This window comes from Dorea sp. OM07-5 (assembly GCF_003481355.1).
Classification (GTDB): domain Bacteria; phylum Bacillota; class Clostridia; order Lachnospirales; family Lachnospiraceae; genus Dorea_D; species Dorea_D hominis.
On the sequence record NZ_QUKZ01000006.1, the window covers coordinates 105,874 to 132,381 of the forward strand.

At 41.1% G+C, this 26,508-nt stretch carries 19 protein-coding genes and 1 riboswitch; all 19 genes read left to right on the top strand.

What is annotated here, in order from left to right; genetic code table 11:
* Window positions 1-25: 25 nt before the first annotated feature.
* The 19 genes from folK to DXC04_RS07730 all read left to right on the top strand — a co-directional run bounded on the left by folK (window position 26) and on the right by DXC04_RS07730 (window position 26,383).
* Window positions 26-880, top strand: a complete 855-nt coding sequence (folK, locus tag DXC04_RS07640; protein ID WP_118660640.1) for a 2-amino-4-hydroxy-6-hydroxymethyldihydropteridine diphosphokinase — start codon at window positions 26-28, stop codon at window positions 878-880.
* Between the two features lie 72 nt (window positions 881-952).
* Window positions 953-1,453 carry an NUDIX hydrolase gene (locus DXC04_RS07645; RefSeq protein WP_118660642.1) on the top strand — a complete coding sequence of 167 codons (501 nt, stop codon included), beginning with the start codon at window positions 953-955 and terminating at the stop codon, window positions 1,451-1,453.
* A 234-nt stretch (window positions 1,454-1,687) separates the two neighbouring features.
* Window positions 1,688-1,798: riboswitch (glycine riboswitch) on the top strand.
* A gap of 80 nt (window positions 1,799-1,878) precedes the next feature.
* Window positions 1,879-3,126, top strand: coding sequence for a serine hydroxymethyltransferase (gene glyA / locus DXC04_RS07650; RefSeq protein WP_118519891.1), 1,248 nt, complete (start codon window positions 1,879-1,881; stop codon window positions 3,124-3,126).
* A 254-nt stretch (window positions 3,127-3,380) separates the two neighbouring features.
* Window positions 3,381-4,907 (top strand): glycosyltransferase family protein, encoded by a 1,527-nt coding sequence (locus DXC04_RS07655; RefSeq protein ID WP_118660644.1) that lies wholly within the window; start codon window positions 3,381-3,383, stop codon window positions 4,905-4,907.
* The gene (locus DXC04_RS07660; RefSeq protein ID WP_158580463.1) at window positions 4,904-7,123 is read left to right on the top strand and encodes a glycosyltransferase family 2 protein; all 2,220 of its coding nucleotides are present in this window, start codon (window positions 4,904-4,906) and stop codon (window positions 7,121-7,123) included. The genes DXC04_RS07655 and DXC04_RS07660 overlap by 4 nt, the downstream gene beginning before the upstream one ends.
* A 19-nt stretch (window positions 7,124-7,142) precedes the next feature.
* Window positions 7,143-8,288, top strand: a complete 1,146-nt coding sequence (locus DXC04_RS07665) for a glycosyltransferase family 2 protein (protein ID WP_118660646.1) — start codon at window positions 7,143-7,145, stop codon at window positions 8,286-8,288.
* A gap of 1 nt (window position 8,289) precedes the next feature.
* Window positions 8,290-9,267, top strand: a complete 978-nt coding sequence (locus DXC04_RS07670) for a glycosyltransferase family 2 protein (RefSeq protein ID WP_118288393.1) — start codon at window positions 8,290-8,292, stop codon at window positions 9,265-9,267.
* Window positions 9,248-10,459, top strand: coding sequence for a glycosyltransferase family 2 protein (locus tag DXC04_RS07675; protein WP_118288394.1), 1,212 nt, complete (start codon window positions 9,248-9,250; stop codon window positions 10,457-10,459). The genes DXC04_RS07670 and DXC04_RS07675 overlap by 20 nt, the downstream gene beginning before the upstream one ends.
* Before the next feature lie 156 nt (window positions 10,460-10,615).
* Window positions 10,616-11,950 (top strand): hypothetical protein, encoded by a 1,335-nt coding sequence (locus DXC04_RS07680; RefSeq protein ID WP_118660647.1) that lies wholly within the window; start codon window positions 10,616-10,618, stop codon window positions 11,948-11,950.
* Between the two features lie 33 nt (window positions 11,951-11,983).
* Window positions 11,984-12,979, top strand: coding sequence for an Ig-like domain-containing protein (locus DXC04_RS07685; RefSeq protein WP_118660648.1), 996 nt, complete (start codon window positions 11,984-11,986; stop codon window positions 12,977-12,979).
* A gap of 104 nt (window positions 12,980-13,083) precedes the next feature.
* Window positions 13,084-13,797, top strand: coding sequence for a TVP38/TMEM64 family protein (locus DXC04_RS07690; RefSeq protein WP_118660649.1), 714 nt, complete (start codon window positions 13,084-13,086; stop codon window positions 13,795-13,797).
* A complete protein-coding gene (locus DXC04_RS07695; protein ID WP_243112119.1) occupies window positions 13,781-15,124 on the top strand; it encodes a TIGR04283 family arsenosugar biosynthesis glycosyltransferase in 1,344 nt (447 codons plus the stop codon). The genes DXC04_RS07690 and DXC04_RS07695 overlap by 17 nt, the downstream gene beginning before the upstream one ends.
* Before the next feature lie 25 nt (window positions 15,125-15,149).
* Window positions 15,150-16,175: a phosphotransferase family protein gene (locus tag DXC04_RS07700; RefSeq protein WP_118660650.1), complete on the top strand. Its 1,026-nt coding sequence runs from the start codon at window positions 15,150-15,152 to the stop codon at window positions 16,173-16,175.
* A gap of 41 nt (window positions 16,176-16,216) precedes the next feature.
* Window positions 16,217-17,464 carry an ABC transporter substrate-binding protein gene (locus DXC04_RS07705; RefSeq protein ID WP_118660651.1) on the top strand — a complete coding sequence of 416 codons (1,248 nt, stop codon included), beginning with the start codon at window positions 16,217-16,219 and terminating at the stop codon, window positions 17,462-17,464.
* A 39-nt stretch (window positions 17,465-17,503) separates the two neighbouring features.
* Window positions 17,504-18,400, top strand: coding sequence for an ABC transporter permease (locus DXC04_RS07710; RefSeq protein WP_118660653.1), 897 nt, complete (start codon window positions 17,504-17,506; stop codon window positions 18,398-18,400).
* A complete protein-coding gene (locus DXC04_RS07715; protein ID WP_021860902.1) occupies window positions 18,387-19,199 on the top strand; it encodes an ABC transporter permease in 813 nt (270 codons plus the stop codon). Before DXC04_RS07710 ends, DXC04_RS07715 begins: the two co-directional genes overlap by 14 nt.
* Before the next feature lie 55 nt (window positions 19,200-19,254).
* On the top strand, window positions 19,255-20,286 hold the full coding sequence (locus DXC04_RS07720) for an ABC transporter ATP-binding protein (RefSeq protein ID WP_118660655.1): 1,032 nt from the start codon (window positions 19,255-19,257) through the stop codon (window positions 20,284-20,286).
* A 7-nt stretch (window positions 20,287-20,293) separates the two neighbouring features.
* Window positions 20,294-21,175, top strand: coding sequence for a nucleoside hydrolase (locus tag DXC04_RS07725; protein WP_118660657.1), 882 nt, complete (start codon window positions 20,294-20,296; stop codon window positions 21,173-21,175).
* A 36-nt stretch (window positions 21,176-21,211) separates the two neighbouring features.
* Window positions 21,212-26,383: a leucine-rich repeat domain-containing protein gene (locus DXC04_RS07730; RefSeq protein WP_118660659.1), complete on the top strand. Its 5,172-nt coding sequence runs from the start codon at window positions 21,212-21,214 to the stop codon at window positions 26,381-26,383.
* The last annotated feature ends 125 nt before the right edge of the window (window positions 26,384-26,508 follow it).

Genomic DNA, 26,508 nt, shown 5'->3' on the forward strand with positions numbered 1-26,508 from the left:
GTGACAGGTGTGAGGAATAATAATTATGAAATATATAAATAAAAAAACAAGTCAGGATTATGACCAGATAAAAATTACAGATCTGGAAGTATTTGCCAATCACGGTGTATTTCCGGAGGAAAACAAACTGGGGCAGAAATTTCTTGTGTCAGCAGTGCTTTATACAGATACAAGAAAAGCCGGGAAGACAGATGATCTGACGGCATCTATCCATTACGGTGAAGTCAGTGCATTTATCACAAAATATATGAAAGAACATACCTACCAGTTGCTAGAACGGGTGGCAGAAACCCTTGCGGAAGAGATGCTTAAGAGCATATCGGGACTTTGCAAGATCGATCTGGAGATCAAGAAACCATGGGCACCGGTAGGACTTCCGCTGAAAACAGTCAGTGTTAAAATTTCGCGCGAATGGCATACAACATATATCGCACTTGGCTCTAATATTGGTGACAGTGAAACTTATCTGAATGAAGCAGTCGAAAAAATAGGACAGATTCCTACTTGTACAGTTGAAAAAGTTTCTTCTTATCTTGTAACAGAGCCTTACGGAGTGACAGATCAGCCGGATTTTTTAAATGCATGTCTGAAACTGCGGACGCTATTATATCCGGAAGAATTGTTAAAAGAATTAAACCGGATCGAGAAAGAAGCGGGCAGGGAGCGGATTATACACTGGGGACCGAGAACACTGGATCTGGATATTCTGCTGTATGATGACATTGTACTGGAAGAAGATGATCTCTGTATTCCACATGTTGAAATGCACAAAAGAAGCTTTGTGCTGGAACCATTGGCCGAAATTGCACCGTACAAACGCCATCCGGTATATGGAAAAACAGTGCGGGAAATGTTAGAGGAAATTCAGGCACAGTTATAGTATAATAAACAGGGGCAATGAGGCAGAGAAACTGCAGACAGTAATATCAAGACAGAAGAAGGAGGCAGAAGAATGGAACTTTGGGATATTTATGACAAAAACAAAAATCCAACCGGTCGCACGATGAAGAGAAATGACTGGTGCTTGAAAGATGATGAATATCATCTGACAGTACTTGGAGTAGTTGCAAGATCAGATCACACGTATCTTATCACAAAACGTGTAATGACAAAAGCGTGGGCACCGGGATGGTGGGAAGTATCCGGAGGCGCAGCACAGGCAGGAGAAACTTCGGAAGAAGCTGTTATACGCGAAGTGAAGGAAGAGACAGGGCTGGATGTAAGGAATGCGGAAGGTGGGTATTGTTTCACATATCACAGAGAGAACCCGGGAGAAGGAGATAATTACTTTGTAGATGTTTATCGCTTTGTTCTGGATATTGACGAGAGTGATATACATTTACAGGAAGAAGAAACAGCGGGATACCGTTTCGCGACAAAGAAAGAAATTGAAGATCTTGCCGGAGAAGGCATTTTCCTGCATTATGACAGTATCAAAGAAGTTTTCAGATAGATTATCTATAAAATTGATAACTCTATAGATATAATAAATACACAAAAAAATGATAAAAAAATAACTTATTTTGTAATTATTGACGAAAACAAAAGCATTGTGTATACTAAGGGCAGTTGATAAGTCGGCAGATGAATTCGTGAGATACCGTATGGATAAAGAACAGGGGCTAGGCTTTATCCGAAACGGAGCCGAAGGGGTAGGCAGAAACTCTCAGGTAAAAGGAATGGATTCGGACGACACTCTGGAGAACAATATTTTTAATTGTACCGAAGAAGTAAACTGGCAGTTATATGGGGGAAAAACGATCAGCAATCTTTCAGGTAAAAGGACAGAGGCAGACAAAAGATCTTTAGTAAATGAAGCAAAGGTTTTTTGCCTGTTTTTTATTGGGGGAAACAGGCGTATCGAAGGAGGACAATAAGATGAACAGAATTGAAGATGTAACAAATTATATCAAAGAGTATGATGACGAAGTTGGAAAAGCACTGGAGCTGGAACTTGGAAGACAGAGAAGAAATCTCGAACTGATTGCTTCAGAGAATATCGTAAGCCCTGCGGTTATGCTCGCAATGGGAACCGTTCCAACAAACAAATATGCAGAAGGATATCCGGGAAAACGTTACTATGGTGGATGCGAAGACGTAGATATTCTGGAGAATATTGCAATCGAACGTGCGAAGAAATTATTTGGCGCAGAGCACGCAAATGTACAGCCACATTGCGGAGCAAATGCTAATACAGCAGTTTATCAGGCGCTCATCAAACCGGGGGATACAGTTATGGGACTGAACCTGGCACATGGCGGACATCTGACACATGGTTCACCGGTAAACTTATCAGGACTCTTATATAATTTTGTACCTTACAATGTAAATGATGAAGGATTTTTGGATTATGACGAGATTCGTAAGATTGCACATGAATGCAAACCCAAATTAATCGTAGCAGGAGCATCTGCTTATCCAAGAGAGATCAAATTTGATGTTTTCGCTGATATCGCAAAAGAAGTTGGCGCATATCTGATGGTTGATATGGCTCACATTGCAGGACTGGTAGCAGCAGGACTTCACCAGAGCCCGGTTCCGTATGCAGACGTTGTAACAACAACAACACATAAGACACTGCGTGGACCAAGAGGTGGACTGATCCTTTGCAAAGAAGAGCATGCAAAAGCAATTAACAAAGCCATTTTCCCAGGAACACAGGGAGGACCGCTTGAGCACATCATCGCTGCAAAAGCTGTATGCTTCGGAGAGGCTCTGAAACCAGAATTCAAAGAGTATCAGCAGCAGGTTGTTAAGAATGCAAAAGCACTTGCAGATGCTATGGTAGCAGAAGGATTTAACCTTGTAAGTGGTGGAACAGATAACCATCTGATCTTAGTTGATCTTCAGAATATGAACATTACAGGAAAAGAATTACAGAATCGTCTGGATGAAGTATATATTACTGTTAATAAAAATGCAGTACCGAATGATCCTGCAAGCCCGTTTGTAACAAGCGGAGTTCGTATCGGAACACCTGCAGTTACAACTCGTGGACTGAAAGAAGAAGATATGAAGACAATTGCAAAACTGATCAAGATGACAGTTACAGATTTCGATACAAAAGCAGATGAGATCCGTGCAGAAGTTAACAAAATCTGTGAAAAATATCCGCTGTATAAATAAGAGCTGAAAAACTACATAAATGAATGGAATAGATCCCTTACTCAATTATAAACAGAAAAGTCCGGTGCGTTATGGAGAAGCAGCGGACTTTTCTGTTGTTTATTCGTTATACTTAAGAAGATATATAGAAAATACCTATCATAGAAAAAATCAATTAGACGGTCCGGAAAATATTCTCTATAATTAATAAGATATAGAAAATGGAGATACTGTGTCTAAAATAAGAATCCAGAGGAGAAAGCGGTAAATCAGATATGGAAGATAGAAGAAAACTGGCAAACGGAAAAGAAATATGGGTCATCAAAGCCGGATTCCCGAATAATGCATCGAAGAAGAACTGGTCTGACTATTTTTTTGCCTGTACATTAAAAAAATATCTGAACAGAGCAGGCGTATATACAGTTATAGAATCCAGAGATGAATGGGAAAACGAAGGTGCAGCGGATGTTGTAGTTGCATTGCGGGGACCGGAAGCATATTATCCGGACAGAAGGGATCCGGATACCATTTACATTATGTGGAATTTAAGCCATCCGGACAGAGTTACGGAGGAAGAGTATAATGCCTATGACCTGGTCTGCATTGGTTCCGCAAAAGAAGAGTATCTGGAAGAGATCTGTAGGAAAGTGCAGGTTCCGGTACGTCAGTTGTTAATCTGTGCAGATATGGAGATCTTTCACCCGGCAAGAGTGGAGAAAGAAAAAAAATATGACTGGGTGTTTGTAGGTAATTCCAGAGGAATTAAAAGAAAAAGTGTTGTTTGGGCGCTGGAGCATCATATCCCGCTTAAGATATGGGGAAAAGGATGGGATAAGTTACTGCCGGAGCACGCCGATGCAGTCATGGCAGAGAACATTCCTAATTATATGCTGCCGGAATTGTACTGGAAGACGAAGATTACATTGAACGATCATTATGAAGACATGACGGAACATGGCTTCATGAATACTAGGATACTGGAAGCAATGGCATGTGGAGTTCCTGTTCTTTCCGATTATGTAGATATTATAGAAAAATTATTTGGAGATTCGGTACTGTTTTATACTAATGAAGAACAATTTGTAGAACAGGCAAAAAAAATACAGGTTGATTATCCTGCAATCCGGGAACGGGTAGAACAGATGTGGCAGGTGTTGCAAGAAGAATATTCCTTTGAAAGCCGTGTAGAGCAGCTGCTGACATTAAGAGAAGAATTGCAGGGAGAAAATCAAGGGATATTTGATATGTTTTATAAGAAGTTTGAGCAATTACAAAACGAAGCGGATACACTGGATTATGAGACATGGCATGATAAATATACAACAATAAAGGAAGTGTATATGCAGCTCCCGTGGATGGCGCAGAGGTCTGAAGAGCTTTTGGAAGATAAGAAGCGGATTCAATTTGAATCTTGCTTTCCGGGACTGAAAGAAAGAATAAAGGTTGCTGAAAGACAAAGAAGAGAGAGAACCTGGAAAGAAACGGCTAAAAAAATAAAAGAAAATGATAAATTAAAAGAACGGAATCAATTTCTGGAAGAATGGAAAGACAGATTGGTGCGTGAAAGAACGGAGCTTCAGGAAAAGTTACAGCGGACTTATGAGGAAAAATCGGAGATTAACAGGAAATTGCAACAGACTTATAGTGAGAAATTCGACCGTGGTGTGGAAATTAAAGAATTAAAACAGATCAACAGAGAGCTGAAGAAGAAGATTGACGGAATCAAAGGATGTAAAACATACCGCCTTGCAAGATGTATAGGCTTCCCGGTCAGAATGTGGAGAAAATTGATAAGAGGATGAAAAAAGTAGGAAAAACAGACGTATCGGTGATTATGCCGGTATATAACACAGAACCTTATTTAAGAGAAGCACTGGATTCGCTTCTTAAACAGACGAATCCGAATATAGAAATCATATGTGTGGATGATGGATCGACGGATGCCTCGGCTTCCATTTTGAAAGAGTATACAGAAAAGGATCCGCGTGTGCAGATACTAAGGCAAAATCATCAAGGCGCCGGAGCAGCACGGAATCTGGGAATGGAGAGTGCGCAAGGCGAATATCTGTTGTTTCTGGATGCAGATGATTTTTTCACAGATACACTTGTGGAAGAGATTGCCAAAAAAGGTAATAAAACAAATGCGGACGTGATTCTTTTTGGAGCAAGGAGGTATGATGATCTGACAGGGAGATCGGAGCACGTACCGCGTTATCTCTGGAGAAAATTACTGCCGGTACAGGAAGTGTTTTCGAGAAAGACCATGGAGGGGGAACTGTTTACACTGACAACACCTGCTCCGTGGAACAAGTCTTTCAGGCGAGAATATATTCAGGAGCAGAAACTTAAGTTCCAGAATCTTCCGAATAGCAATGATGTCTATTTTACATTAATGGCACTTGGAGCAGCGGACCGTGTGGCGGCTGTGAGAGAAGATCTGGTATATTACAGAGTCAATTATGGTGGAAGCCTGCAGAACAGAAAGGATCAGAACCCGCTTTGTTTTCTTGAAGCGTATGAATCGGTTTATAAAGAGCTGACAAGAAGAGGTATTTATGAAGAACTGGAGATAGGATTCTGCAATATGGTGGCATCCGGCTGTGTTTATAATCTCCGGACACTTCATTCGGAACAGGTGCGCCAGAAAGTGATCGATAAATTATGTTCGGACAGATTTCTGGATATGCATTTGTTGGAGCATGCGGATGAAGAATACGATATGCCTGAAAATATCAATTATCTGCGTGGACTTCCATACGCCAGAGAGGTGAAAAAAGAACGGGAACGCAGACAGAATTATGGAGCTATACGTTGCATAAAGGAAGGAAAGTCAATCGGGCATCCGGTAGTTACTGTTGTGATTGCCGCTTATAATGTGGAAAAATATCTGGAAGAGTGTCTGGACAGCATTACAGGACAGACTTTAAAAGAGTTGGAGATTATCTGTATTGATGATGGTTCCACGGATTATACACTGGGAATTTTGAAGCATTATGCAGAAGAAGATGAGAGAATTTCTGTATATACACAGGAAAACTGCGGATTGTCTGTGACAAGAAACAGAGGAATGAAAGCAGCATCCGGAGATTATATTTATTTTATGGACAGTGATGACTGGCTGGAACGGGAGGCACTGGAACAGCTTGCCGGAAGATGTCAGGAACATGATTTGGAAGTTTTATACTACGATGGCTGTGCGTTCTTTGAAGAGAAAGACATGGAGGATGTGCACAACGAATTTGACGGATATTACCAGAGAAAGGGCAACTATCCTGCTTGTTGTGATGGGAAAGAAATGTTTCAAAGGATGCAGAAAACAAAAGAGTACCGCACAAATGTAGGCATGCAGTTTTTTAAACGCCGGTATCTTGAGGAACATCATTTTGCTTTTCAGCCGGGTATTTTGCATGAGGATATTGATTTTACATTTATGACAATGCTGATGGCAGAGAGATGTGGATATTGGAAGAAGGAATTCTTCCACCGCAGAGTGCGATTGGGTTCTATTATGACGGCAAAGACCAGTTTTGAACATATTTATGGACTGATGAAGAGCTATGTGGCGATGGAACATTTTCTGGGAATCCATTCCATGCCGGAAGAGATGGCAGATGTCCTTTATGATACAATGCATACTGTATTATGGCGTGCGGCAAAACAATATTCCGAGATGCCGGAGGCACAGAAGTACGCATATGAAGGATTGTGGGGGCTGGATAAGATCCAGTTCCAGACGCTGGTGAGAGAGCATACACGGATCACGGAAAAACTGTTTCGGACATATAAGGAAAAATCCGAGATCAACCGTAAACTTCAGATCACATATGGAGAGAAATTTGACCGTGGAGTGGAGATTAAGAAGCTGAAAAAAGAACTTGCGGAAACCAGAAAAGAGCTTACAAAGACACAGAAAAAGCTGTCGGGCATCCAATATTCGGCTACTTACCGTGTAGCCAGAGTGATTGGATTTCCCATTCGTATGATACGCAAACTTTTCAAAAAAGCGAAGGAACAATAAGAAACGAGGAATTTGGAATATGAAGAAAGTATCGGTGATCATACCGGTTTATAATGTAGAAGAATATCTGGAAGAATGTATGGAGAGCGTGATCCATCAGACACTGAAAGAGATTGAGATTCTCTGCGTTAATGATGGATCAACGGATCATTCGCAGCAGATTCTGGAGCAGTATGCGAAAAAAGATGACAGGATTCGCATTATTTCACAGAAAAATGGTGGCTATGGGAAGGCGATGAACTGTGGACTGGATGCGGCGACCGGAGAATACATCGGCATTGTGGAGCCGGATGATTATGTTCCGTTAAATATGTATGAAGATTTGTATAGAAAAGCAAAAGAACAGAATCTGGATTTTGTGAAAGCTGATTTTTACCGTTTTGTAACCGCAGAGAATGGAAATAAAGAATTATATTATAATCATCTGAGTTTGAATCCGGAAGATTATAATCATGTGTTTAATCCGAGTGAAACATCGGATGCAATCCGCTTTATTATGAATACATGGAGTGGTATTTACAGAAGAGATTTTCTTGAACAGTATAAAATAAGACATCATGAGACACCAGGAGCATCTTTTCAGGATAATGGCTTCTGGTTTCAGACGTTTATCTATGCGAAGCGTGCAATGATTTTAGATACACCTTATTATATGAATCGCAGAGATAATCCGAATTCATCCGTGAATAACCGTGAAAAGGTATATTGTATTAATCAGGAATATGACTATATTAAAGATATTTTAATGCGGGATGAAGCGTTGTGGAATCGTTTTCGTCATGTATACTGGTTTAAAAAATATCACAATTACCTCGGTACACTTTGGCGGATCGCAGAAGAATACCGCTATGAGTATCTGATGCGGTTCAGTGAGGAATTAAAAAGAGGAATTGCATTAGGAGATGTTAATCCGGATACATTTACAAAGAAAACATGGAATAACATTGAACGGATAGTGCAAGATCCGGAGCATTATTATAAAATGTGCGTGTATCCAAGAACCATCAATCAGCAGGTGTTCGAACAGATTACGAAGCTGGAAGAAGAAAATCAGGAACTTCGCCAAGAGATTAAAAAGATCAGGAGTTCCAAAACATTTCGTGTTGGAAAACTTCTCCTTGGAGCACCGAGTCTTTTAAAGAAGAAACTTCGTGGAGGCAGATAAAATGTGCAAAATATCGGTGATCATTCCGGTTTATAATGGAGAAACATATCTTGCGCAATGTCTGGACAGTATCATCGGACAGACGTTAAAAGAGATTGAGATCATATGTGTAAATGACGGATCGAAAGACCGGACACAGCAGATTCTTGAAAAATATGCGGAAAAAGACAGCCGTATCCAAATAATCAGTCAGGAGAACGGCGGCGCCGGAGCGGCGAGAAATGCAGGACTTCGCATTGCAAGAGGAGAATATTTATCCATTCTGGATGGAGACGATTTCTTTGAACCGGATATGCTGGAAAAAGCATATAAAAAAGCAAAAGAAAGTCGGGCAGAGCTTCTGGTGTTTGGATCAGATCAATACTACGAAACAACCGGCGAGTACAAAAGTGTGACATGGACGATCAGGCGGCATGCACTTCCTCCATACCGCCCGATGAATTACCGACAGTTTACCGATAATGTATTCAAAGTATTTGTCGGATGGACATGGGACAAGCTTTTTCTTCGAAGCTTTGTAGAGGAACAGAGACTTTATTTCCAGGAACAGCGCACATCAAACGATCTGCTATTTACCTTCCTTGCTATTGTGACCGCAAAGAATATAGAGATTCTGGATGAAGTACTCATCCATCAGCGCAGAGACAATCAGAATTCGCTGTCTAACACAAGAGAACAGTCATGGACCTGCTTTTATGAAGCACTTCTGGAACTTCGAGAGGAGTTGAAAAAAAGAGGACTCTATCATGAACTGGAGCAGGACTATATCAATTATGCATTGCATTTTTCGCTCTGGAATCTGGAGACGCTGAATGGCCCAAAGAAGAAAGAACTGTATCAGATATTAAAGAAAACCTGGTTTCACGAACTGGGAATAGACGGAAAAAAAGCGTTTTATTTTTACCAGAAGGGAGAATACCGCAAGTATCAGAATATTCGAAAGAAAAGCTGGAGAGTTTATGAACAGGAGCAGAGATAAGAACGAAGATAAAAAAATGATACAAGTGAATAATGTCAGAGAAGAGTCGGGAGAGCATGTGCCGAAGGTATCAGTGATCATTCCGTTTCATAATGCGCAGAGTCACCTGGAAGAGATGATGGATTCTGTAGAAGCGCAGACATTCCGGGAGATTGAGATTCTGTGCGTCAGTGACGGATCAGAAGATGACTCCATTAAGATTATACGTGAGCGCATGGAGAAAGATCCGAGAATCTATCTGATCGAGCAGGAAAAGCACAATGCCGGAGTTGCAAGAAACAAAGGTTTGGAATGTGCAGTGGGGAAATATGTTGTGTTCTGGGATGCAGATGACCGGTTTCATCCAAAAGCACTGGAGGAACTGTATCACAAATCCGAGCAGGTGCAGGCAGACATCTGTGTCTGTGAAGTGTGTGAATTTCGCGGGGACGGCAAATTATATGAAACAGGCGGATATCTGCAAAAAGATAAATTGCCGGAGAAAGATCCATTTAATAAATATGACATACCGGGGGATATCTTTGGCTTTGCATCGAACATGCTGTGGAATAAAATGCTTCGCAGAGCGTTCATTGTGGAAAATGAGATTACATTCCAGGATATCCGGCAGGGAAATGATACTGCATTTGTCATGCAGGCAATGTATCATGCAGAGCGGATTACAACGGTCAGTAAAGAGCTTGCTTATTATAGAATGAACAATCCAGGAAGTTTAACGTCACAGGCATCAGAGACATGGAAATGCCCATTTGAATCGTATCGTTATACATGGGAACAGTTGAAAAAGCAAGATGATTTTGCGTTGGTAGAGAAAAGTTTTCGCAATAAGATGATAAGAGGATTGTTTCGGTCTTTGAATATACAGACTTCTTTTGCCGCTTACCAAGAATTGTATGATTTTCTGAAAGAGGAGGGAATGCATGCGGTTGATCTGGAGGACGTGACAGAAGATATGGTAGAAGAACCATGGATGTATGCGGATCTCATGCGAATGAAGTCGATGTCGGCAGGAGACTTTCTTCTATGTAAAGCAACGGAACGGATGAATGACAGAGACCAGTTAAAATATACGCTTCGCAGGGTGCGCAGAAGACTGGCATTCCTACTGGCTCTTAATGAGAAAATAAAGCGATTAAAGAAGAAAATTAAAGGGAAATCTAAGAAAAGTATCGATGAAGAAGGAAACAGATAGAAAATCTATTGATTAAAACGACAAAAATATAAAATATGGCTTATTTATTGATACAAATGATAAATAAGCCATATTTATTGAATTTATCAATTAGAGAAAAGCCGGAAAATATGATACGCTACATAATAGACTATCGGGTCATTTAGGAGGAAAAACATGAAAAACAACAGATGGAAGAAGGCACTTTCTGTTGCTCTCGTCTGCTGTATGCTGGCTGGAACAGGACAGGGATTCACTGTTCATGCACAGGACGAAGCAGCGCAGGAAGAGGCAGTAGTAACAGCTGTTAAAGCTACGCCAGACACGCTTCCGGAGGACGGAGGGACGATTACAGTTAAAGCAACCGGAACAGGTCTCACATCCGAAAACTGGGGAGTAGAATTTGATGCGACTTTGAAAGAGGGAGGAATGTCTGTATCGAACAAGATACAGCCTACAGTCAAAGAAGTGAAAAAAGACACTGCAATCATCGAAGTTCCGGAGAACCCGATGAGGAATGATATTGACTTAAAGATCAAAGCAGGTGTCAAAAACGGGGAAACAATTGAGGAACAGGCTGAGACAACAGTCTTACTGGAAAAGAAGACAAGAGATATGGTGGAATTTCCAGTAGAGCAGATCGCACAGACAGGTTCCAATGCGATCACAGCAACTTTCAAGGAAGATATCCAGTTTGGATATGCGGATATGGAGAGAGTTAAGAGCAAAATCTATATTGCGAAAATGCACGGTACATTCGAGAAAATCCGTACGGTTTCAGATGAAGATGAAGTGATCATCGAAGGAAATCAGCTTATCGTTCGCTTCAAAGAAGATTTTACGAAAAACGAACTTGGAGTGGATTCCGGTCTTTATGTCGGAGCCGGTGCATTAAAAAATGACGATAACAAGTATAACAAAGAAGTTTCATGGTCAATCACTACTAAACCAACGATCAGTCAGATCGATCTTAGTAAAGAGGTTCTTGACTATCAGGGTGGAACTGTAACTGCCACACTCAAAGGCGTACGTGTAGATGAGATTGATATTGAGAAGGATGTAGAAGCGTATTTAACCGGAGCGGGAGAGACAGATGCGGCAGTCGGAACAACGCTTGACGTTGTAAAGACAGAGAATGGTCCGCAGATGACTGTCACTGTGCCGGAGAATACGACAGACAATACCATGGCTTATGCGATTAATGTAAAGTATAAGGGCATGTTAGTATACGAAGGAAATAGTGGAAACCCGGCGAAGAAGGCAATCATTTCTGTATTGGCAAAAGGAACAGACCCGGCCAAGCAGACATTGGCAACAATGACGATCACCGGTAATAACAAAGACAACACGGGTGATTCCAATAAAGATATTACAGTAAAAGTATCCCCACAGGTCGGAGAATTAAAAACCGTTCTTCGTCTGTATGGAACAAATCTTGATTCCAAAATAGTAAAAGTTCGTGCCATCGATGAGAATGGAATTATCTTCCCGGTGTACGACATTCCGGAATGAGATGGCACCTTACGATTCGTTGCAATCGCAGGAATGAATAAGAACGGAGCAGTTGGTGATGGAAACAGTCAGCTGATCGAAGTCCTTCCGGCAAGATTCGCCGGCACAAGAACAGACGAACCTAAGAAATTTACAATTCAGGTAGCACTGGATGGAAAACATTTCCTGGAAAGTCCGTCCGTAGTATTAAGAGTAGATAATACTGGAATCAGAGAAGAAACAGAATACGCATTTACAGATAAAGAAGACATTCGAACAGTCACTGTAAATTACAAAGAAGAGGGCACAGGAAAAGCCCTTGCAAAACCGGATAAATATGAGGCTTATGCAATCTCAATGGTACAACAGTTTGACATTGCGCCGAAGAGTATCCCGGGATATGAAGTAGTGAAAAACAAAGCGGGAGAACCGGTCATCAGCCCGGCAGTAAAATGGGATAAAGATCTGATCGGGGATGCTGGCCGCAATTACACATACACATATCGCAGATTAAAACCTGCAACTGTAAAAGTGAAAAAAGTTAAAGTTACAGGTTCTTATAAAAAAGTTGCAGCAGGAAAGAAAGTGAAGCTTACCGCAGCGGTTTCACCATCCAATGCGACAAACAAAGCAGTCACATGGAAGAGCAGCAATACAAAAGTTGCAACTGTAGATAAATATGGCAATGTGACATTAAAGAAAAATTCAGGTGGTAAGAAAGTTACCATTACAGCAACTGCAAAAGACGGAAGCAAAGTGAAAGCCGGTTATACGATCACTTCTATGAAAGGAATTGTGAAAAAGATCAGCATTTCCGGAGCCAAATCTGTAAAAGCAGGGAAGATTTTAAAATTAAAAGTAAAAGTAACTGCAAGCAAAGGTGCAAACAAAACAGTCAGATGGACAAGCAGTAATACAAAATATGCAACTGTTTCATCTTCCGGTAAAGTAACTGCCAAGAAAGCCGGAAAAGGCAAAAAAGTGAAGATTACAGTAACAGCAACTGACGGAAGTAATAAGAAGAAAACAGTAACAGTAAAGATCAAATAGTGAAAATGATCTGGTAGTCAAGGAAACACAATTACATTCAACAATAAGCAGGGGCTTTGTCCCAACACTAGTTATAAAGATAAAAGGTATGGAAGAGTAGCGGTATGAACGAAGAGAAGAAAAAAGAAAACCATATAAAATTAATTATTTTTGTCGTAATCATCATAACAATTCTGGTGCTGAACCATATATTCGGATGGTCGAAATATATTGGCAATATCAACAACCTGAAGATGTTAGACGATATGGTAGACAATAACCTGCCGGCGGCACTGGCAATCTATGCAGGGCTTACAATTGTCGGTTGTGTAGTACTGGCATTGCCGGGAATCACATTTGCCATTGTAGCCGGACTTCTCTTCGGACCGGTGCTCGGAACAATCGCATGTTCCGTAGCAACAACGATCGGTGCGATGCTTGCATTTATTGCAGGAAGATTTTTCCTGAAAGACAGTATCAAACCGGCAGCTATGAAGAACAAATATTTGAAAAAATGGTTATTTGATGAATCTGGAAACAACGAGATCTTTATCTTAATGATCACAAGACTGGTGCCTCTGTTCCCATACAATTTACAGAATTTTGCGTATGGAGTAACGGATATCAAATTTACGATCTATTCCGTATGTTCCCTCCTTTTTATGTTGCCGGGAACGGCAATATATACAGTAGGGACAGCCGGACTGGCAGATAAAGAGAATCGAATTTTATATATTGGAATTGCAGTCGTACTCGCAGTGGTTGTGCTTGCAATGGGTGCGTTCCTCAAAAAACGTTATGTACAGCCGGAAGAGAGTGAGAATGAACATGAAGAATAAACGGGCGGTGATCGTCTTTACAAGAGTGCCTGTTCCGGGAAAGACTAAGACGCGGCTGATGCCGTATTTTACACCGAAACAGTGTGAGCAGATACATATTTGTCTGCTTAAGGATATTGAGAGAGAATGTGAGCAGGCGGCAGCAGATATTTTTGTCTGTTACACGCCGGAAGATAAGGAGAAGAAGATCCGTAAGATTTTTGGAAAAGAAGCAAAATATTTTCCGCAGAGAGGCGAAGACCTTGGTGTGCGGATGTATGTTGCGATTGAAGATGTCCTGAAGATGGGATATGATTCCTGCATTTTATTTGGTACAGACATCCCGGAACTTCATAGCACAGATATGGAAAATGCATTCCGTATATTAGAGACGAAGGATATTGTATTCGGACCAACGGAAGACGGCGGTTACTATCTGGTTGGAATGAATGAGCCGCACAAAGAAGTATTCGAAAAGCAGAGTTATGGACATGCCAGTGTGATGGAAAATACACTGGCAGGACTGAAAGAAGTCGGATTACAGGTCGGATGTATCCGGGAATTAAGTGACATTGACAGAAAAGAAGATGTCATAGCTTTACGGCAGAAGATGCGGGAGAATTCGAAATTACAGAAAACGCAGACTGGAAAATACCTGATGCGTACAACGAAGATATCAATTATTATACCGATTTACAATGAAGAGACAACGATCCTTGCTATGAAACGGCAGATGGAAGGCCTGAAAGATAAATGTGAAGTTATATTTGTAGATGGTGGAAGTACAGACCGGACATTGGAATTGCTGGGAGATACATTTCCGGTATATCATTCGGACAAAGGAAAGGCAGCACAGATGAATGTCGGTGCAAAGAACAGCCACGGAGATATTTTATGTTTTTTGCACTGTGACAGCGAAATTCCGGTTACACTTGTACCAGAGATCCGGTATGTAATGAAAGACCATCAGGCAGGATGTTTTGGAATCGCATTTCATTCAAAAAATTTCTTTATGTGGACATGCCGCGTGATTTCCAATCACCGGATCAAAGACCGGAAAGTCATGTTCGGAGATCAGGGTATATTCGTGACAAGAGAGCTGTTCTTTGAAGCAGGAATGTTTGCAGAACTGCCGATACTGGAAGATTATCAGTTTTCACTGACTTTAAAAGAAAAAGGTATCCGCTTAGGAATGGCAAGACACCGTATTTACACATCGGACAGACGTTTCCCGGATGGAATCATTCCAAAATTAAAGCTCATGTGGCTGATGAACCGGTTACGCAAGATGTATCGGGATGGTGTTTCGATCGAGAAGATCGCAAGTCTCTATAAGGATGTGCGATAGATGTATTGTAATTTAGGAGATAAATATGGATAGCATTAAAGGATTAAAAGAATATATCCGCCTTCCCTTTTACCGGGAGGTATTGGGGCTTTCGGAGGAAGTGACAGAGAGATATGAGATGTTGGCGCAGGGTGAATATAACCGTAATTATGTATTTACACATCCGGTGACAGGTAAGAAACTGGTGCTCCGCGTGAACTGCGGAAGCCAGATGCATTTAAGACATCAGATTGAATATGAATTTCACGCATTGAAACTTCTGGAATCTTCCGGAAGAACACCGAAGCCACTTTATGTTGATGGCAGTCTGGAGTATTTGGAACATGGCATTATGGTCATGGAATTCTTGCCTGGAACAACTTTGGATTATCACAAAGGACTGGGCGGTGCAGCAGAATGTCTTGCAGATATTCACAGTGTGAAGATGCCGGAAGAAGGTATGCACACACTGATCACACCGGAGAATCCGCTGGAAGCGATTCTGGATGAGTGTGAGGAAATGGTGAAGACATATATGGAATCATCGCTTGGTGAAGAAGAGAAGAAAGAAAAGATTCGTGAGATGCTGGATACGGGCTGGAAGATTGTAAGAAGCATTCCGAATGAGCCGGTTTACCAGTGCTGCGTCAATACAGAATTGAACAATACGAATTTTCTTGTAGATGAGAATGGATATACTTATCTCGTAGACTGGGAAAAACCGTTATATGCCGATCCGGCGCAGGACCTCGGACATTTTCTGGCACCGACAACGACATTCTGGAAGACGGATGTGCTGTTAGAAAGAGAGGAGATGTTAGATTTCCTCGATACATATATTAGGGCGGTTGCCGGAAGATTCGATGTCACAGGATTGAAGAAACGTGCCATGCAGTTTACAGGAATCACTTGCCTGCGTGGAATTACATGGTGTGCCATGGCATGGGTACAGTACAGAGAGCCTGGGAAAATGTTATTTAACCAGTCTACGTTTGAGAAATTGAACGCATATCTGGACGCAGATTTTCTGGAGAAGATGCATCAGTTTCTGAAAGATACATTTTGTATGTAAATAAAATTTACATAAATATATGATACAAAGGGAGAGACACAATGAAAAAGAAACTTTTGTCGGTGTTGCTTGCAGCTATGATGACACTTTCACTTGCAGCATGCAGCAGCAACAGCAGCAAAGACTCTTCGGACAAGAAAAATTCGAAAGTGGAAGAGATGTCATTTGATGACATGAAAAAGGAAGCCAAAGGCTCAACCGTAACATTTTATGGATGGGGCGGTGATGAAGTCCTGAATAAATGGCTGGATGATGTATTCGCACCGGACATGAAAGAAAAATACGACATTAAAATGGAACGTGTTCCGATGGACATCGACCAGATTTTAAGCCAGTTATCCGGAGAAATGGAAGGAAACAAAAAAGATGGCGACATCGACATGATATGGATCAATGGAGAGAACTTCAAATCAGCAAAAGAGAAAAACATGCTGTACGGACCATTTACAGACAAGCTTCCGAACTTCTCAAAATATATTGACACCAAGTCTGAAGATGTAAATTATGATTTTGCATATCCGATCAAAGGATACGAGGCACCATACGGAAAAGCACAGTTTGTATTTATGAAAGACAATGCTGTTGCAAAAGAAACTCCAAAGAATGCAGAAGAATTCTTAGAGTTCTGCAAGAAATACAAAGGAAAAGTAACCTATCCAAAACTTCCGGATTTCACAGGAAGCGTATTTGTACGAAATATCATTTATGAAACCTGTGGTGGATACGAGCAGTTCATGGATATGAAAGCAGACAAAGCAACTGTGAAAAAAGCAATTCAGCCAGCACTGGATTACTTGAAGAAATTAAATCCATATCTGTGGAACGATGGAAAATCATTCCCGGATTCATCTACAAAGTGTGAGAAGATGTACTCTGACGGCGAACTGGTTATGTATATGACATATGACGCTTATGATGCAGCTGTAGGAATTGACAACGGAACCTATCCGAAGACAACTCAGACATTCCAGTTTGACAAAGGAACAATCGGTAATACGAACTTTATGGCGATCGCAGCAAACTCTGCTAACAAAGCCGGAGCAATGGTAGCAATCAATGAGATGATGTCACCGGAGATCCAGGCAAGCCGTTACAAGGAGATGAAGACTCTTCCGGTTGTATCTTATGACAAACTGTCTGATGACCAGAAGAAAGAATTTGACAATGTTGACTTAGGAAAAGGTGTTATCGCACAGGATGAGCTCCTTTCCAAGAGACTTCCTGAGATGCCTGCACAGCTTGTTCCGGTTATTGAAGAGATCTGGCAGGAAGAAGTAGTCGGCAAATAATTTAGCAAAATAAGATTTAGTAAGTGTGGAAAAGAATACATGTGGAAAAAATTCATACCATATGCGTTGTTGGTTCCGCAGATTATACTTGGAATCATATTTATAGCAGGACTGGCAACCGGAATCACCCAAAGTCTTGGGGTGATTCCGGCTTTTGGTCTTACAGAACCAACATTTAAATATTATAAAGAGATCTTATCCAGACCGGATATTGTAAAATCAATCATTTACAGCTTGTATATTGCAGTCACATCAGCAACTCTGGCAGTTCTGATCGGAGTCGGAATGTGTGCGGTACTTGTTATGAATACAGATACAAAAGGAAAAGGGATGCGGATCATTCAGCTCCCGATCATTGTGCCTCATGTAGTCGTTGCACTGTTTGTAGTGAATATTCTTTCGCAGAATGGTCTGCTTGCCAGATTTTTATGTGCAATGGGATTTATTAAAGAACAGCAGGATTTTGTACAGCTTTTGTACAGTACGAATGGTGTAGGAGTCATTATTGCATATTTGTGGAAAGAGATTCCGTTTGTGATTTATTTTGTCATTGCATTGATGGCCAATATTAATGGAAGTCTTGGAGAAGCAGCGATCAATCTGGGTGCATCCAGATTGAAGGCATTTATGAAAGTTACACTGCCACTTTGCCGAAGAGCGATTGGCAGCAGTTTTCTGATCATTTTTACATTTGCACTGGGCGCTTATGAGCTTCCACTTTTACTGGGACCGACCTCCCCGGAAGCATTACCGATCCTGGCACATACACAGTACATTCATCCGGATCTTGAAAATCGTCCGTATGCAATGGCATTGAATGGAATTATTACTATTATTTCCATGATCTGTGCAGTTGCATATTTTCGGCTGATGCAGAAAAATACAGAGATTTTAAATCGTAGAAAGGCTAAGAAAGAGCACAATGAAAAAAAGTAACAGTTATTTAGGCAAAATCCTGCTTGGGATATTTGTATTTCTCATTCTATTTCCGATACTGACGATGATCGTCTGGGTATTTACAGAACGGTGGGCATGGCCGAATCTCCTGCCACAGGTTTTTTCTACTCGTGCATTAGATGAAGTATTTGGAAGAAAAGAAGAATTAATACAGTTGTTTGCATCCAGCATTTTTATTTCTGCTGTTGTAGGTGTGTTGTCAGTAATGATAGGCACAATGACAGCAAGAGCGCTTGTGCTGTATGATTTTGCAGGAAAAGGCTTCTTTTATTTCCTTTCGATGTTGCCGTTTTTAGTACCTTCTACCGTATTTGCGATGGGAATCCAGGTATCTTTCATACGCTGGGGACTGAGCAATACCGTTACCGGAGTCGTCGTAGCACATACGATTTGTTCGCTTCCGTATGCAGTACATCTGATGATTGAAGGAACAGAGGCAGTTGGAAATAAACTCGAAGAGCAGGCAAGAGTACTTGGTGCCGGACCATGGAAAGCATTTTTCAAAGTGACATTTCCGATGTTAATGCCTGTGATGTTAGCTTCTATGAGTATGTCTTATATTGTTTCGTTCAGCCAGTATTTCATTACATTGCTGATCGGTGGAGGAAGCGTCAAGACATTTGCGATTGTTATGGTGCCGTATCTGCAAGGTGGCGACCGCAATATCGCAAGTATTTACAGCATGATCTTCCTGGGAATTACTTTGATCGTGTTTGCGATATTTGAAGGAATCAGTAAGTTGTGGACGAAAAATGGAAGCGGAGAATATTACACATAAGAGATCGGGAAATGTGGAAAAGAGATAAAGAAGTACAGAAATTGGTGAATAAGAAATGGAATTAAAAATAGAAAATCTGGAAGTAACACTTCAGAAAAATAAGATATTAAATAGAGTGAGCCTGACTGTCAAAAGCGGCGAACTGATTTCCTTACTGGGAGCTTCCGGCTGTGGAAAAAGCACGATGTTAAAGGGCATCGCCGGATTGCTTGATATTGAAAAAGGACGAATCTGTCTGGATGGAAAAGAGATCCACAATATGGCACCGGAGAAACGAGGAACCGTGATTGTGTTCCAGGACTTAAGATTATTCCCACATATGACAGTGGAAAAGAACATAGCATTTCCAATGGAACTTAAGAAAGTCCCGAAGGCAAGACAGAAAGAGATCATAAAGAAACTGTTGGAAGACGTACAGCTTCCGGGATTCGAAAAACGTAAGATCAAAGAAATGTCCGGTGGACAGATGCAGAGAGTGGCGCTTGCTAGGGCACTTGCCTGTGAACCGTCGATCCTGCTTCTGGATGAACCATTTTCCGGATTGGATGAAAAGCTACGCTTGGAGATGGGTGCGCTCGTCAGAAAATTACAGAAAGAGCGAAAGATCACGACAATCCTTGTCACACACGATAAGAAAGAAGCGCTGCAGATGTCTGACCGGATCGCACTTATGAGCAACGGACATATATTGCAGTATGCCTCACCGACAGAGATTTTCCAGCATCCGGAAAACCGGCAAGTGGCGGCATATTTCGGAAAAGCCAATTATATTGAAGGAACCGTGCAGAAAGAACAGTTTGATAGCGATTATATTTCCTGTGAGGCGAAAGGTTATGCGGATGGAAAGTATGAGCTTCTTGTCCGGCCTTTTGATGTAAAAGTTATAGCGGAGGGTTCTGCTGTGGAGATCAGGAAAATGACATACTTAGGAGAGACAGTGGATCTATATTTACGGGATGAGAAGCAGACATTTTATGCTCAGGACATCAGTGCAAGAATCCATGCTGCCGGACTTATGGAAGGGGCAAAAGCAGGAATAGAATTTGCGCCGGAGAGCATCTGTTTATTTCCGGAAGAGAAGGAGTAATTTAGAAATGAAACATGTAATATTTGATTGTGACAATACACTGGGCGTAAAGGACTGTGATGTCGATGACGGACTGGCACTTCTCTACCTGCTTGGATGTGAAGAAGCAACTGTGCATGGGGTGACTTGCACTTATGGAAACAACAAGCTTCCGGTTGTGTACGCACAGACAGAAAAATTGTTAAAAGATATCGGCCGCACAGATCTGACTGTGAAAAAAGGTGGTGAATCCGCTGGAACAGAGCAAAGTCCGGCAGGAGATTATCTCGCAGGGATGGCAAGAAAATACAAAGGCGAACTTTCTATTCTTGCAACCGGGTCGCTTACGAATCTAAAGCATGCCTATTATGCGGATGAACATTTCTTTGAAAATGTAAAAGAAATTGTATTGATGGGTGGAATTACAGAACCATTGATTTTTGAAAAGAAACAGATGGATGAATTGAATTTTTCCTGTGATCCAAAGGCAACATACCTGGTGCTGACAAAAGGAAATAATGTTTCTGTTATTACAGGAAATAATTGCCTGAAAGTGCTATTTACCAAAGAGGAATATCAGCAGAGATTAGGTGGGCAGAATAACCCGATGGGTGAGTATATCCTGAGAGAAACCGATTATTATTTCGGTTATAACGAAGGAGATTACGGAATCCATGGATTCTATAACTGGGATGTGATAGCAGCGGTGTATCTGGTTCATCCGGAGTTATTCGATGATCAGAAGGGTACTTACTGCTTATCAGAAGAAGATTTAAAAACCGGATTCCTGCGATGGGCCGAGGATGGACAAACCAATTTAAATCTTCCGGAAATCGGGGAAGAAGCGCCATTTAAAAATAATATATATGAGACCTGGCTTCGTGTGCTGGTAAAAGGTGTATGTAAATAAAGTTTACATAAATAAGTAATAAGGAGGGCTAAAAGCATGAAAATGAAAAAGTTTTTAGCGGTTGTATTATCGTTTGCGTTGTCGTTTTCCCTTGCAATGCCGACATTTGCACAGGATAATACAGCAAGCGCAGCCCAGGCTGTGCAGTCCGAAGTAACGGAAACTTCGAACGATGAGAACGTATCTGCAGACGAGAATACGTCCAAAGATGCGTCTGCCGAAACTGTAAAAGAAGATTCTAAAACAGAAGCCTCCAAAACAGATGAGAAGGCAGAGGATGCTTATGAGAACGCAGAAGTGAAAAAAGAAGTAACCAAGACGACCAAGACGGATAAGAAACAGGCAGACTCTGACGCATCTGCAAGTGACATCGACACATCTGTATGGACAGCAGAAGATTTCACTTACACAGAGATTAGCCAGAGACTGAACGGCTGTGATTACAGTCGTGACTTTACCGTATCCGGTACAGCAATTTCAGGATTTTCTGAGACAGGTTCAGAGAAGATTAAAGTGAATAAGAATCTTGTCATTCCGTCTGAAGATCCGAATGGAACTACAATCGTAGGTATCGCTGACAGTGCATTTAAAAAGCAGGGGATTGAAAAATTGACACTGCCGGATGGTATGATGGTAGATTATAATGACACAGTTACACATGTAGTAACAAGAAGAGGTAATTTCCTGATTGGCGCAGGTGCTTTTGACGGAAATGAACTGACCTCTCTCGACTTGCCGGAAGGTGTGATCTATATCGGACCAAGTTCATTTGCAAGAAATAAACTGAAATCCGTAACCATTCCACATACATTCTGGTGGTTGGAGAACTCCGCATTTGCATACAATGAGATCACAAAGGTCAATTTCCCGAAAACCTGTGATTTCCAGGCACAGATTCATGCCTTTGCATTTGCACACAACAACATCAAATCCGTAAGACTTCCGGATTATATGGAAGTAGTAGAAAAGAAAGTCTTCTACTGGAATCCGGGAATGGAAGAGTGTTCCAAAGATGCACCGGAGAAAGAGCAGGAATTTGGCGGCGTTGTCTATATGTACACAGACAATGAGAAGTTGTTTGACATGGAACGTATCCACCATATGGATCGTACCGCAGAGTCACAGCACTCCTGGCATCAGAAACTGATCCTTGGTGAAGATCCGAATGCGGACAAGACATGGACAGCAGATGATTTTACATTTGACGGAACAACGATCACCGGTTTCTCTGAGAGCGGTATTGAAAAGAGAAAAGACAATACAGATCTGGTATTACCGAACAAGAATTCAGATGGTGAGTATGTGACAGCAATCGCTGATTATACAGGAAATGGCTATACTGGAATGTTTGCAACAGCAGACGAGAAGTTTACAAGTGTTACACTTCCGGCAAAACTGGAAAAGATTGGTGCAAAAGTTTTCGCAGACTGCGGTATTACGAAGATTGAATTTCCAAAGACACTGACAGAAATCGGTGTGGCAGCATTCCAGAAGAACCAGTTAGAGAGTATTATTTTACCGGACAGTGTTACAAAGATCGGCGGTGGCGCATTCGGAACGAATCCGAAGTTAAAGAAGATTATTCTTTCTAAGAACATGACAGACATTCCGGGAGGAGCCTTCGGATGCAGTGACGCACAGAATTACATGACGGATCTGACGGAACTGACCATTCCGGAAGGAGTTAAGACGATTGGAAATAATGCATTCGCAGGAAATAACATTCATAAGATTGTCATTCCATCTACGGTAACTTCGATTGGAAATTATGCATTTTCTACTAAGGAATATTTGACAGATGAGTGTACACTGACACTGCCGGAAGGCTTAAAGTCAATCGGAAGCAGAGCATTCCGAAATAAAACGATTAAATCGGTAGTATTACCATCGACCGTTGAGAAGTTGCAGGCAAATACATTTGAAAAAGTATATTCTTCCGGTGCTGCAGCAGTGAAGACAAAAGTATATGTAAGTTCGGAAACACAGTACAACGATACAAAGAACTTCCCACAGTCTGATTATCACAGCCTGATCCTGAAAGTACCGGGACAGGAAGATAAATGGAACGCAGAAGACTTTACATATGATACGATCAGTCAGGAATTATATCCGGCATCAAATACATCGGATGTAACAACAATCAGTGGTGTTGGTATCACGGGCTTATCTGCATCCGGAGAAGAAAAATTAAAAACAAATACAGACCTTGTGATTCCTGCAAAGGATACAGACAGAAATCCGATTATTGGTATCGGAACAAAAGCTTTCTATAAGAAAGGACTTACATCTGTAACATTCCCGAAGGGAGTGATGGCAAGTTACAGCGGAAGCGCAATTGCAGAAGGAGTGACAGAGAGAGGAAACTTTATTATTCAGAGCAATGCTTTTACAAGCAATAATCTAACATCTCTGGATTTACCGGAAGGCGTAATCTATGTTGGTGGAACAGCATTCCAGAGCAACAAGTTAAAGAGCGTAAAATTCTCTCATACAATTTGGCAGATTGGAAATGCAGCGTTTGCTAAAAATCAGATTACAACTGTTGACTTTCCGAAGACATGTGATTTCAATCTGAATCTGGATAATATGTGTTTTGCATATAACAACATCAAATCTGTAAGACTTCCGGATAGAACAGAGAAAGTCACAGTATATGCATTTGGAGCAAACACAGGTAAAGAAGATCTGGAGTCAAGTGCACCGACAAATACAATCTTAAAGGCAAGTCGTATCGTATACATGTACAATGAGAATGTGGATCTTCGAAAGAAAGGAATGATCCAGCATGTAGAGGGTACTGGAAATGGCACAAATACACAGGGAACCAAATCCTGGGTACAGAAAGTTATTTACGGTGAGATGCCGGCAGAAGAGCAGCCATGGAATACTTCCCAGTTTACATTTGACGGAACAACCATTACCGGATTAAATGATGCCGGAAAGGCGAAAATCGCAAATGGTGATACAGAAATAACACTTCCTGAGACAAATGAAAACGGCGAAGCAATTACTGCAATCGGCGCAAGTGCATTTGCAACAATCGGAATGACAAAAGTTACTATCCCGGATACTGTAACATCTATTGGTGCAACAGCGTTTAGAGCAACCGCACTTACAGAAGTAACCATTCCAGACAGCGTAACAACGCTTGGAAGTGGCGTATTTACAGCAAGTGCTTCTCTGGAGAAAGTAACACTTTCTAAATCCTTAAAAGAAATTTCGACTTCCGCATTTAATGCAACAAAGATTAAAGAACTGACAATTCCGGAAGGAGTAGAAACGATTGGAAGAATGGCATTCAGAAATGCACCGCTTACTTCTTTAAGCCTGCCTTCTACAGTGAAATTAATTGACAGAGATGCATTTAAAGGAAACCAGTTAGAGTCTTTAGACATTCCGGCATCCGTAACAACCATCGGACAGAGTGCATTCTCACAGAATGTAACCGGAGAAGGTCTTGCACCGAGAATGACAAGTGTAACATTGCACGAAGGTCTGACCGAGATCGGAAAGACAGCATTTGAAAAAACATTATTAACAAGTGTATATCTCCCATCAAGCCTGCAGAAACTGGCGAACACAGCATTTGTCAAAGGTGAAAAAGGACAGGTCAAATTATATACTTCAAATAAAGCACATTTAGAAGAAGTAGCAAATGTGTTCTATCCAGAATATGCAGACAAAAACGATGGAACCGGACATAAAGTCATCTATGATGAAATCGTAGGAAGCGGCTGGACACACGCAGACTTCACTTATGATGGAAATAAGATCACAGGATGGAGCGAGCAGGGGAATAAAACACGTAAGAGCGATGCAGTTGTAAAAGACGGTGTACGCACACTCGTAATCCCGTTATTGAATCCTGAGACACAGGAAGCAATCACAGAAGTTGCAGACGGAGCTTTTGAGATTCCGGATGGCGAATGGGTACAGGGAAAAGACAGCGTAGAATCACCGAATGGTATGGATACGGTTGTATTACCTGACACACTTACAACCATCGGCGCAAGCGCATTCCGTTATAATAAGATTAACAATGTAGAATTCCCGGCATCTGTAACAAAAATCGGAGAAAGTGCATTTAACTCCAACCAGTTGAAGAAACTTGTTATTCCGGATACGGTAACAGATTTAGGAGCAGGAGCATTTTCAACGAATGACATCACAGACCTTACATTATCCAAGAATGTAACTGTAATCCCACAGGGAGCATTCTCAATGAACATCCGCTTAGATCATGTAGACATTCCGGATACCGTAACAGAGATCGGTGAAATGGCATTTGCAGGAGCAAGACTTACAAGTCTTACAATTCCGGCATCCGTAACAAAGATCGGAAGAAAAGCTTTCCACTTACACCACATCGAAGAGCTTGTAATTCCAGGTAACGTAAAAGAAATCGGTGAGTCTGCGTTTGAAGGAACGTTCAAAGCAATCACATTAAAGAAGCTGACGATCGAAAACGGTGTAGAAAAGATTGGTAAATACGCATTCAAGGAAGGATATCTTGAGAGCGTAGATATTCCGGCATCTGTAACAGAGCTTGCAAGTGATGCATTCTACGCAAATGCAGGAACAAACAACGACCATGTTGTAGTAGTTCGTGTATTTGCCAAGAGTCAGGCAGAAAAATTTGAATCCAGCGATTGCCAGAAAATCGTCTACGTTGACAATACACCGATTAAGAAAAAAGTTACATCTAAAAACGTAACATTATCAACAACTGCTTATACATATACCGGAAAGGTTCGCAAACCTGCAGTGAAAGTTGTTGTAAACGGAAAGAAAGTTGCTGCTTCAAACTACACTGTAAAATACAGTAGCGGAAGAAAGAATGTCGGAACATACAAAGTTACTGTAACAATGAAGAACAGCTATACAGGAAAAGTTACGAAGACATTCAAGATCCTGCCGAAGGGAACAAGCCTGAAGTCTGTGAAGAATTCTGGTAAGAAACAGATTAAAGTAACATGGAAGAAGCAGAAGAAGCAGACAACCGGTTACAAGATCCAGTACACAACGGACAAGAAGTTCAAGAAGTCTGTGAAGGCATCAACGATAACAAAGAACAAATATACAAGCAAGACCATCAAGAAATTGAAAAAGAATAAGAAATACTATGTAAGAATCTGCACATACAAGAAAGTAGGCAAGACTACATATTATTCTACATGGTCAAAAGTAAAAAGCGTAAAGGTAAAATAAAGAAATATTTTGCTTAAATAAGAGAGGCAGCCGTTTCCGGAAAAATTCTGAGGCGGCTGCTTCTTTTACAAATTGAAGAACTGGAGAGTTAATGTTATACTGTGGATAAACGTTGCGGAATAAAT